At 50.3% G+C, this 12,232-nt stretch carries 3 protein-coding genes; 1 reads left to right on the top strand and 2 read right to left on the bottom strand.

Annotation, left to right across the window (positions count from 1 at the left end):
• Positions 1 to 55 precede the first annotated feature (55 nt).
• A complete protein-coding gene (locus A7975_RS18640; RefSeq protein WP_053374751.1) occupies positions 56 to 736 on the top strand; it encodes a TIGR00266 family protein in 681 nt (226 codons plus the stop codon).
• Between the two features lie 1,612 nt (positions 737 to 2,348).
• Here the strand turns inward: A7975_RS18640 and glpX are convergent.
• Positions 2,349 to 3,320 (bottom strand): class II fructose-bisphosphatase, encoded by a 972-nt coding sequence (glpX, locus tag A7975_RS18635; RefSeq protein WP_053374748.1) that lies wholly within the window; start codon positions 3,318 to 3,320, stop codon positions 2,349 to 2,351.
• 266 nt (positions 3,321 to 3,586) lie between these two features.
• The gene (locus A7975_RS18630) at positions 3,587 to 12,157 is read right to left on the bottom strand and encodes a carbohydrate binding domain-containing protein (RefSeq protein ID WP_176707762.1); all 8,571 of its coding nucleotides are present in this window, start codon (positions 12,155 to 12,157) and stop codon (positions 3,587 to 3,589) included.
• Between the last annotated feature and the right edge of the window lie 75 nt (positions 12,158 to 12,232).

Below are 12,232 nucleotides of genomic sequence, written 5' to 3'. Positions count from 1 at the left end.
GTCTACCCTTACGAAGCAGGATTTTGCTAACGCAAAACCTTTAGGAGGATAACTTATGAATTACGATATTTTTTATAAAGGCTCCTTTGCCATGTTGAAGGTAAGGCTGAACCCGGGCGAGAGCGTGAAAGCTGAAATGGGCGCAATGGTATCCATGTCGCCAACGATCGACCTAAAAGGTACGACTGACGGCGGATTCATGCGTGGACTCGGCAGGATGCTGAGCGGGGAAACCTTCTTTTTCCAAGAAATGACGGCGAATCGAGGACAAGGCGAGGTTCACCTTGCTCCTCCTTCCCTCGGCGATATTGAGGCGATCGAGCTCGATGGATCTTATAAGCTATACGTTCAGAAAGACGGCTTCTTGGCTGGCACCAGCGGCATAGAGGTTAACACAAAAATGCAAAACCTAGGCAAGGGACTCCTGTCCGGCGAAGGCTTCTTTATCGTAGAAATCAGCGGCAAAGGCACCGTGTTCCTTTCCTCCTATGGAGCGATCCATGCGCTAAACCTGAGTGCTGGCGAAGAAGTCATCGTCGATAACGGCCACTTGGTCGCTTGGCCTGGCTACATGAATTATACGATTGAAAAAGCGTCGAAGGGCTGGCTGTCCAGCATTACGAGCGGCGAGGGACTTGTATGCCGCTTCCGCGGCGAAGGCGTAGTCCTAATCCAGTCCCGAAACCCGGCAAGCTTCGGCACATGGGTGAAAAAGTTCATTCCCGGCGGCAGCTAGCCGCTGAATCTTCTTGATCCGGAGCAGCAGCGTCCACGCACTTATACTACCACTATCAACAAGCTGCTTTCAGCAAACTTAGCAGGAAAAACTCCAGCTAATTTTGCCTCTATTAAGCAATTATCAAGGTTAGATGGAAAATCTCCCGCTAATTCGTCACCTTTCAACCCACTCAGGGTGAATGTGTTCAAATTAGCGGGAGATTTTCCTGTTAAACAGTCATTTCGATCATTTCAAGTGAAATTAGCAGGAGATTTTCCTGTTAATCCGCGACACGACTAGTTTGGAGCTTCTGCACACGCTTGAGCCAAGAGCTGAGCTCGCGCGGACACTTATATAAGTATCCATCAGCAGAACAACCACTCGAGTCTCCTACCACTTCTGATGACTACTTGCTGCTAGCTGTTGCGTACACTTGAGCCAAAGCCCAAATCTACTCGCACTCTATTTTTGGAGATCTGTCACCGTCTGCGCATACTTAGCAGGAAAAACTCCAGCTAATCTTGCTACTTTTAAACGTTTATTCATGTTAGATGGAAAATCTCCCGCTAATTCGTCACCTTTCAACCCACTCAGGGTGAATGTGTTCAAATTAGCGGGAGATTTTCCTGTTAAACAGTCATTTCGATCATTTCAAGTGAAATTAGCAGGAGATTTTCCTGTTAATCCGCGACTCGACTAGTTTGGAGCATCTTTATACACTTGATCCAACTGCTGAGCTCGCCCGGACACATATATAAGTAACCATCAGCTGAACAACCAAGCGAGTCTCCTACCACTTCTGATGACTACTTGCTGCTAGCTGTTGCGTACACTTGAGCCAGAGCCCAAATCTACTCGTACTCTATTTTTGGTGTTCTGTCACCGTCTGCGCAAACTTAACAGGAAAAACTCCAGCTAATCTTGCTACTATTAAACGTTTATTGATGTTAGATGGAAAATCTCCCGCTAATTCGTCACCTTTCATCCCACTCAGGGTGAATGTGTTCAAATTAGCGGGAGATTTTCCTGTTAAACAGTCATTTCGATCATTTCAAGTGAAATTAGCAGGAGATTTTCCTGTTAATCCGCGACTCGACTAGTTTGGAGCATCTTTATACACTTGATCCAACTGCTGAGCTCGCCCGGACACATATATAAGTAACCATCAGCTGAACAACCAAGCGAGTCTCCTACCACTTCTGATGACTACTTGCTGCTAGCTGTTGCGTACACTTGAGCCAGAGCCCAAATCTACTCGTACTCTATTTTTGGTGTTCTGTCACCGTCTGCGCAAACTTAACAGGAAAAACTCCAGCTAATCTTGCTACTATTAAACGTTTATTGATGTTAGATGGAAAATCTCCCGCTAATTCGTCACCTTTCATCCCACTCAGGGTGAATGTGTTCAAATTAGCGGGAGATTTTCCTGTTAAACAGTCATTTCGATCATTTCAAGTGAATTTAGCTGGAGATTTTCCTGTTAATAACAAGTTCGTCTATAAATATCCACTTTTGAAGCAATGTGCCAACTGTTCAGCGATAAAAATACGATGTTGCCTTGGCCCCCTCTCTCCCATATAAGCCTTTTCAGACATATCGGACGCTATGAGCAAACACCCTCTGCGTTTGCTTATTTATTTTCGTTCAGGAACGTTTTGTTCGGTAAATAGTGAAGGGCGCGGACGAAGCGTACGGTTTTGGTCTTGGCCCGCATGACGATGGAATGTGTCTCCGCCCGTTGGTCGGGAAAATATTGCACCCCGCCCAAAAACTCGCCTGGCGTAACGCCGGTTGCCGCAAAATAAACGTCCCCTGTCCCGATCATATCCTCCATGGTCAGCACGCGGTACGGATCGTCAATTCCCATCTGCACACATCTGTTGTATTCATTGCCGTCTGCCGGCATCAAGCGAGCCTGCAGCTCTCCGCCTAGACATTTTAGAGCAGCTGCCGCGATCACGCCCTCCGGCGCGCCGCCCGAGCCTACATATAAATCGATGCCCGCCTCGGGAAAAGCCGGTGCCATCGCACCCGCAACGTCGCCATCCGATAGGAACTTAATGCGAACGCCCACCTTGCGCAGCACCTTCACGATTGACTCATGACGCGTCCGGTCCAAAATCATAACCGTTAAATCCGAAACCTTCTTATTTAAAGCGTCAGCCGCTTTACGAAGCGTCACGTCCATAGGGTCCGTAATCGATAGCTTGCCAACTAGCGCTGGGCCAAATGCCAGCTTTTCCATGTACATGTCCGGGGCATGCAGCAGCTGGCCTTTCCCTGCGACTGCGAGAACGGACATCGCGTTGTTTAATCCTTTTGCAACAATTTCCGTTCCTTCCAAAGGATCAACCGCAACGTCCACCTCCGGCCCGTTCAGGCTGCCTACTTCTTCTCCAATGTATAACATTGGCGCTTCATCCATTTCACCCTCGCCTATGACGACCGTTCCCCGAATGGACACCGAATCAAACATATAGCGCATCGCCGACGTTGCCGCTCCATCCGCACTATTCTTATCGCCTCTTCCCATCCATGGTGCGGATGCCAATGCCGCCAATTCCGTTACTCTTACTAGCTCTAATGCCAATTCTCTCTCCATGATCCAGTCTCCCTTTGCTCTCAAATGACGGAATAGATCATTAGCATACAGGTTCAAGTCATTTCCGTTATTTAATATGTATCATATATTTATTTATGTCGCAATATATATTTAATATCCTTCATTAAATCATCATTATTATCATTATCCATTCCATTATGCATTCGATAAGCAGGAAAAAGAACGACAAAAGAGCGTAGCTCACAGGGCTGACCTGCAAGGTACGCTCTTTTAGCGATACTCACTAGACGTTCGAAAGGGTTTGGTTATTCATAAATCTCGATTTCAAAAAGCGACGGACCATACGGCGGAAGACCCTTATCCGTAACTAAAATACGTACATATCTTGCGTGGGCACTGCTCGGCAGAGTGATGGCTTCCTCCAGCTTCCCCGCCGCATTTAATGTACGGTTGAGCGAATGCACCGTCTTCCAATCCGCGCTTTCAGCCGATAAATCACTGCCAGGCGCAGCTACTTGAATATCAAGCGCTTTTCCATATGCGGTTTCCCATGTCAAAATGATTTTGCTGATGGAATAGGCGCTATTCAAATCAATATAGAACCACTCTGGCGAATAAGGAGCCGTGTTGTTTGCGGCCCAATTCGCTTCCCATCTTGTGTCTTTATTGCCATCCGTTAGCAAGCTAGACGGAAATACCACGTTATAGCTTGATGCAACGGTCTCTTTGTTAAGCGCCACATTCACCGAGACCGGGTCTGTACCGGGATCTGTACCCGGATCCGTACCGCCTCCGGTACCACCGCCGCCGCCGTTGCCGCCACCGCTAACCCATGAGCCGTATACCTCAAACTCCCATAAGGAATAACCGTAGGCTGTGCCTCTCGCCGTTCCGTACATCCGAATATGCCTTGCCTCTTGCCCACTTAACGCAATATTGTCGAGCCCGCCATTGCCTGCGGCTTCGGTAAACACATCTGTCCAGTCACTGTCGCCAGGGGCTTCCGCAGAAGAGATCTGCAGCTTGTAGCCTTTGCCAAACGCTCCCTCCCAGTTAAGGACGGCGCTCTCCAGCTTGTATATGCCTCCCAGATCGATCGCTATCCACTGCGGATCAGAAGCAGCAGTCTCCCACCTTGTGCTGCCCGCACCGTCAACTGCGTTTGCCGCAGGCTGCGAGACTGATGATGCGGTTGCCGTCTTATGAAGCGCCACGTTCGCGGCAGCCGTCTTCACCTGCTGCTGCACTTCACTGATGCCGTAGCCTGCTGCCGTAATTGCAATCGCGTAGGTTTTTATTTCGGCAAATAATGCCGCATCCAGCTTGATTTTACCCGCTTCCACCGTATAGCTGCTGCTCTGAACCACTACGCCGTCAATCGTAAGCTGGCCAATCGCGTTACGCCATGCTGGCTGATCGGCAAACGTAAGCTCAATCGGCTGCCCTACCTTGTTATCTGTCGCATCGGCTGTCAGCACTGGCGGAGCCGCCACTTCACGAATCGCGACATTGTCGATGTAGATCGCATGCTCGCCATCCGGTGTCGCAAAATTGCCGTTCACGACGTTGCCAAGCAGGAACTTCAGCGTCAAATTAAGATTGCTCTTCGGCAGCAAGCTGGTCTTATACGTTGTAGCTTGTTCTCCCGACAAGTTAAACAGTACCGCTTGAGCGTTGTACCCCGTTAGCTCCACGCCAATCGGACGGTTAACCGTTGACCATGCGTTAAAGCTAAGCTCATAGGCTTTGCCTGCTTCTAGCTTGATCCCGCTTTGATTAAACTGCGTGGACCAGCCGACGGGGACATTCCAAGTAGGGTGCATCCCGCCGTGATAAAAGATATCGATTTGGGCTACTCCGTTTTTGGCTTCATATTTGGAATCTCCTCCATCGCCGAACCAGTGCTCCCAGCTTGCTGCGCCATTGTACATCCCGCCGTTCAACACCAGATTGCCGTCACCCGGCAGCATTAATTGCTTGATGCTCGCATCTGCGAAGCCGGCAGCCTTCACTTGAATGGCGTACAGCTGATCGATCGCAAAAACATCCGCAGCGATCGTTATACTGCCGGGCTGAACCGAATACTGCCCTGCCGTCAATGCAGCACCATTCACTTGGACGGCTTCAATCGCTGTTCTCCATGCTTCATGGTCGGTAAACTTAATTTCAACCGATTCGCCTACATGTTTATCCACCGATTCCTTGATCAAGGTCGGCGGACGATCCACCGGCGCATATTGAACCTCCAGCACCACGTTGTCAATAAACACATCATGGGCACCGGAAGGGCTCTGAGCTGTTTTTCCAAGCAGAAACTTCAGTGTAGTCATCTCGTCAGCCGTCACATGAAAATTGTATTCAAAATGCTTCATTGCAGGCGTCAATACGATCGGCCCTGAATAGAATCGTCTCGCATACGAAATGTTTTCGAGTGCAACCTCAATATCGCGCGTAACAGAGGCGCTTGCGTCAAACGAAACCACGTAGGTCATTCCTTTGGACAATTGAATGTTTGGCTGATTCAACATGACGTTCCAGTTGTCTGCGCCTACATTCGTAACGGTTACTTTAGCCGCGCCACCGGCTTCGCTGAATGCGGCAGCTCCCCCTTGCGTGAACGGCTCCCATCCCGACAAGCCGGCTGCGAAATCACCGTTGCTGAGCGGGAACAATTGGATGCCCGTGTAATCCACATTCAGGTTGCTTGTGCGAATAAGCTTTACGTTGTCGAGCTGGACTGAAGCATCATTGCCGCCTAGCAAAAATACGAGCTGCCCTTCGATATCGCTAACGCCATTTGGCATCGTAAAGATCATATTATGCTTCTCGTACGCCGTGCCTAACGTGATCGTTTGTCCCGCATAGGTTACAGCGCCATCCTTGCTCTTAAACTGTACGGCGATATCACGTGAACTTGAAGCTTTTGCATCAAACGTGAATGCATACGTATCCCTTTGCAGCAGGTTAATGCCCTGCTGCTGCACCACAATATCCGAAGCTTCTGCCCCTCCGCTTGCGATCAGGGCATCCAATTCACGGATGCTAGGGTGTACACTAACCGTTGCGCTCGCTGCATCCGATACGAATGTATTCCAGTATTGCAGTCGATCCATCGTACCCACATCAAATCCGCCATTATAAATGTGGTTTCCGTTATTCAGCGGAGCCTTCGCGCCATTTGGCTCGCTCACCATATCAACCGGCTCCAGGCGGACGCCGCCGATCCATACATCATTCGCATTCGAGCCTGCATTAAACTCTATCCGTGCAGCAGCATTTGTTTTGGAGCTCATCAGAAAACGATATTCATAATGACCGACCTGCTCCTTCAAGCCTGCTTCAAAATTATCCGAATAAACCGCCCATCCGCTATTTGCATCGCCGCCTAGCTTAACGCTGATGCTTCTTGGCGCAGACGCCTTCGCATCAAAGCTGAGCTTATACGCTTGCCCCTTGACCAGCGTAACGTATTGAACGAGCTGCAAAGCATGCGGCGCATTGCCGCCGTTTGAAATATCGATTTTCGCAAATGGAGCGCCATCCGCTTCTACAACCGATACGACACCAGCGCCTCCAAAATCAGCGCCATGCAGGAAGTTCCAATAAACCGGATCAACTTCCGGGCTCGCTAGCGTAACATCCTTGATGCCCTTCGCATAAGCCGTGTCATAGATAAAGCTGCCATTCACAGCATTCTTTCCATTCGCGGGAAAAGCATCCTTCGCAAGCGTCGTATCAACAGGCTCCTTATACGCTCTGCCTGTCAGCTCATAAGCACGGACGTAATCGATCTCCATCGTCGCTGGAAGCAAAGACGCATCGGGCTTGCGGCCGCCGTCATAATTGCCCCCAACCGCCATGTTCAGGATAATATAAAATTCCTTGTCGAACGGGGCAGGGTACGCATATTTATCAGGCTGATCCGCTCCCCAGCTGTTCCAATCGGTGATCGTTTGATACAAATTCCCATCTACGTACCAACGTAGCTCCCCCGGCTCCCACTCTAAGGAATAGGTATGATAACCCGTTATATCCTCGCCCTCCGGAAAATGATACTGCGAGCCTGTCGCCTTGTTGTTCGGAGCATTTTTGCCAAAATGAATCGTTCCATCGACTTCGCCCGGAAGCCTGCCGCGCGCCTCCATAATGTCGATTTCGCCGGACGAAGCCCAGCCGCCATATTCACTGTCCTTCGGCATCATCCAAAATGCCGGCCATAACCCTTCGCCCTCGGGAAGCTTCATTCGCGCTTCGAATTTTCCGTAAGCCTTGCTAAAGGTTGGGCTGGTCCATAAGCGTCCTGATGTATAGGGCTTGCCGCCAAAACCGTCGTTTTTTGCTTCGATTAACAATTGCCCATTCTCAACCTTAACATTCTCTTTCCGGTAAAATTGCTGCTCATTATTGCCCCAATCGGCTACGCCATAGTCGCTGCCGTTGCCAAGCTGGTATCCCCATTTATCTAGATTGACGCCGTTCGAGTCTAAGTTGTCCCCGCTGCCGTCAAATTCATCGGACCAGACTAGACTCCACATCACCTCTTGCTGGATGTCTTGGATAACCTGCGCGTTCTCATGCCCCGCCGCTTTAATCAATATGCTATATGCTTTCGCAGAAGCGAATTGCGACTTATCAATCGTCAGCTTTCCTGCAGCAAGCACATACGCACTCTCCGGCAGTATACGGCCATCTACGATGACAGCCGTTACCGCATTTCTCCAAGCTTCATGATCGGCAAAGCTGATGTCGATATCCAGACCTAATGCATTGTCAGAAGCATCCGGGGACAGCACCGGAGGCGAAGTCAGCGTAATGTTGTTCCCGCTGCGCGCCTTCTCGCCTGCTGCTTCTTTTGCCCCTTTGAGCTCCACACGAACATTATCTACAAACACATCATGCGGAACGTTCACCGTTCCCTCCTGGTTGCCCAGCAACAGCTTAAAGGAGGCGGCATCATCCCGATCCATCGTAAATTGGTAGCTGTACGTTTTTGTCACATCATCAAGCTGCACCTTCTCGTTCAAAAAGCGGGAGTACGAGCTGTTCTCGACAATCGCCTCAATCGTCCGCGGCGTGCTCGATCTTGCCGCAAATGTAACGATATACGTATTGCCTCTAGCTAGAGCAAACGCTCCTTGCTGCAAAATAATGTCCCAAGCGTTCAAGCCAGTGTGTGCAATAGAAGCTTTTGCGGCACCCTGATCAGCAGAAATTACGGCGCTGGACGGCCCATCGTAAACGCCCTGTATGTGCGTGCTCCAATCCTGCATTCCCTCATCAAAATACCCATTTTTGAGCAAGAACGCTTTGCTCCGCGCATCCTTCAGCTCTACTCGAATATTATCGACAAATACATCATGCGCGCCGATTACAGCCGCACCGTCGAGCTTGCCTAGCAGCAGCTTGAACGATGCTGTAATGTCTCCTTGCGCCTGCAGCTCGTAGCTGAACGTCTGCTTCGCTTGCGTCAGCTGTACTTTTTCCGATAACAAGCGGTTATTTCCTTGATCAATCACGATTTCCATGCCGCGATTTGCCGAGGATCTTACGTCAAGAGAAACGGTATACGTCTTCCCTCTAAAAAGGTCAAAATCCGTCTGCATCAGCATAACGTCCCACGGGTTGTTGCCTTCGCTGGCAATCGCCATCTTCAGCTCCCCATCCTGAGCCGTGAAAGCTGCGCTTGAGCCCCATCCGTCATATCGGCCTTGCACATGCTCGGTCCAACTGGCCTTGCCATTTGAAAAGTCGCCATTTTTCACCGGAAATTGATCCGCAAGCGCTAATTCGCCTACGCGTACCATAGCGATATCATCCAAATAAACATCACCCTGCTGCCCGCCCAGCAAAAAGGCTAAAATGCCGTTTACATCCTTTGGATGCTCCATCGTAAACAAGACCGTATACTCCTTCATTTCCGCAGTCAGATCGATTTGCTGCGGAGCAGCATAAGGAGTTCCATCCTGCTTAAACAATGCTGCCTGTATCGTTCTCGCAGCCGCTGCTTTTCCCTTAAACGTTATTTTATAATCGTTGCCTTCGATCAAATTAATGCCGGGCTGCTCCAGCTTAATGTCGCCAGGCGCATCTCCGCCATCGCTAACGGCTGCATGAAATTGCCGATGAACGGGATCAACAGACGCAAGCGCTGTTCCGCCTGCCGCGTTAAAATGCCAATACGTCAGCCGGTCGATTCTGCCAAGATCAAAACCGCCATTATAAACGTGATTGCCGTTTATCGGCTCCTTTGGCGTATTTTCTTGATACGGATCAGGCGATACCGTCTCCTGCACCTTCACATTGCCGATCCATACCGGGCTCGTGTTAAGACCCATGTTGAACTCAAGACGAGCGAGCGTGTCGGTATTGTCCTTCATTTGGAAAATCAACTCATACGACTGCACCGAGTCTGACAGCTTCGTTTCCAAGCTATCCGAATACGTCGGCCAGCTGCGGCCTTCGCCGCCGCCAAATTTAACCGTCATATTTCGGTTGGCGCTGGACTTCGCGTCAAAGGACAGCTTATACCATCTGCCTTTGCCAAGCGTGACATTTTGGATAAGCTGCACGGCGTGCGCCGCATTGCCTCCTGACGAAATATCTGCCTTGGCGTATTTTGCGCCATTAACCGTATCGACCGAAATCGAGCCGCTGCCTTGGAAGGTGCCGATGCGCACGAAATTCCAAAACTCGCTGTTCAACGTCTGATTAGAATCCGTAACGGATTTAAATGGCTCATTGAAGCTTGAATCATAAATGAAATTGCCGTCAATCGGTTTCTTGTATTGCTCCGGATAAGGCTCCGAGACTATGATTGGCTCAACCGGCGTCTTATATGGCCTGCCTGTCAGCTCATAAACGCGAACGTAATCGACTTCCATTTTGCCCGGCAGGAGCGAAGGGTCCGGTACGCGACCACCATCATAGCTGCCTCCAACCGCTAAGTTCAAAATCATATAAAAAGGTTTATCGAATGGAGCAGGGTACGCATATTTCGCAGCCTGATCGACGCCCCAGCTATCCCAGTTGTCCAGCTTCTGATACAATTCGCCATCGACGTACCACCGGATTTCACCCGGCTCCCATTCTACGCCGTAAGTGTGAAAATCCGTAATATCCGTATCTTCGCCAAACTCATATGCCGCGCCGGTCATCTTGTTGTTTGGCCAGTTTTTCCCGTAATGGATCGTACCGCCGACCTCTTGCGGCAATCGGCCGCGCGCCTCCATAATGTCGAGCTCGCCAGATGCCGCCCAAACGCCGTACTCGCTGTCCTTTGGCATCATCCAGAACGCAGGCCATATGCCTTCGCCGACCGGCAGCTTCATCCTTGCTTCAAATTTGCCGAACGTTTTATTGAAGGTTGGCTGCGTATAAAGTCTTCCTGATGTGTACGTTTTGCCGTCGAAGCCGTCATCTTTCGCCGTAATCGTCAATTTCCCGTCCGCTACTGAAATGTTCTCGGCACGGTAATATTGCTTCTCGTTATTTCCCCAGCCGTCAAGGCCATACTGCGAGCCCGTTCCAAGCTGATAACCCCATTTATCAAGGTTTACCCCGTTAAAATCAACATTTTCGCCGCTCCCGTCAAATTCGTCATTCCAAACCAGCTCCCAATCATCCAAAGGAGCGGTCGTTGGTGCGGGTGTTGGTGCTGTTGTTGGTTCATCCGTCGGTTGAGGAGTTGCCGTTGGTGCGGGCGTTGGTGCAGCCGTCGAGCCGCCTCCGCTATCTCCGCCGCCTCCGCTGCTCTGTCCAGGCGCCGCAGGCTGATCGGACGTAACCACGCCTTTCTGAACAGAAGCTCCGCTGCCTTTCTCAAGTTTCTTGTCGTTAATGATGATGTCACCGCTCTCATTATGAATCTTAGCGATCGTGCCCTTCGCCTTCAGCTTCGTGCCTGCTGCTTTCTCCAGAATCGTCAGCTCTGCGACATTCGCGTCTCCTTCTATTTCAAGCTGAGCTCCGGATTGTACGACAACCTGATCCACAGCTGCTGTCCCTGATAGAACGACGCGAACAGTGCCTCCTGCTTTGTTCACAACCAGCCTGCCAAGCTTCGTATTGATAAAATGAATGCTGTTAACGCCGCCGCCATTAACATAAACCGAACCTTTTACATCAACATCGGTTAAAAAAACATCGCCTTCCCCAATGCCTTGGGTCAGAAACAAATCATGATCGATTACCGCTTTGTTTATTTTAACGTCCGCCGCATTTACGATCGCATTTCCCGCAACACGAAGGTTGCTGTAGCTGCCTGCCGCATTAACGACCTCTGTCGCTAACCTGTCCAACAGCGCAATCGCTTCGGCTCTCGTTATCGCTTTAAGCGGTCGCACGGTCTGATCCGGGTAGCCCTTTATGTACTCGCCGGCCAATAGCTGCTCAAGCGGCGCTTTCGCGTACGCCTGCACCTGATCATTATCCTTGAACGCTGCTAACAGCTGACTATTCACCGCTTGCAGCTTGAACAGCTCCGCTGTTATTTTCGCCGCTTCCTGCCTCGTAATCGGTGAATCCGGCTTAAACGTTCCGTCCGGATAACCTGTTAAGTAACCCGCCTCCTTCACTGCACCGATATCATTGTAGTACCAGGCGCCCTCCCGGACATCCGTAAAGGTATTTGTTTCTGCTGCATTTAAGCGAAACACCGCATTCACAAGCCTCGTAAATTCAGCTCGCGTAACGGGACGGTCCGGCTGAATGCTGCCGTCGGGGTATCCTCCCAGCATTCCTTTAGAGATCCACTTTTGCAGCGATTTCTCGCCCCAATGGGCTGCGTCGCCATCCGTTGATACTTCAGCGCTTACGGCCGGCAAGCTGCTCATCAGCATCATGAGCACCAGTACAATTGAAATAAACCGTTTATTCATGCGTCTCCTACTTCCTTCCCAAATGGATTTCATACGAATGATAACGCTTACTTATCCTCTCAAAAAAACAGCCTG

Origin of the sequence: Bacillus sp. FJAT-26390 (assembly GCF_001682865.1) — a bacterium.
Taxonomy (GTDB): domain Bacteria; phylum Bacillota; class Bacilli; order Paenibacillales; family Paenibacillaceae; genus Pristimantibacillus.
The sequence above is the reverse complement of the archived record's forward strand: the minus strand, read 5'-3'. Positions and strand labels throughout refer to the sequence as shown.

Bases quoted from the DNA above. Each gene is read 5' to 3' on its own strand.
- A7975_RS18630 (WP_176707762.1), bottom strand. From the start codon at position 12,157: ATGAATAAACGGTTTATTTCAATTGTACTGGTGCTCATGATGCTGATG.
- glpX (WP_053374748.1), bottom strand. From the start codon at position 3,320: ATGGAGAGAGAATTGGCATTAGAGCTAGTAAGAGTAACGGAATTGGCG.
- A7975_RS18640 (WP_053374751.1), top strand. From the start codon at position 56: ATGAATTACGATATTTTTTATAAAGGCTCCTTTGCCATGTTGAAGGTA.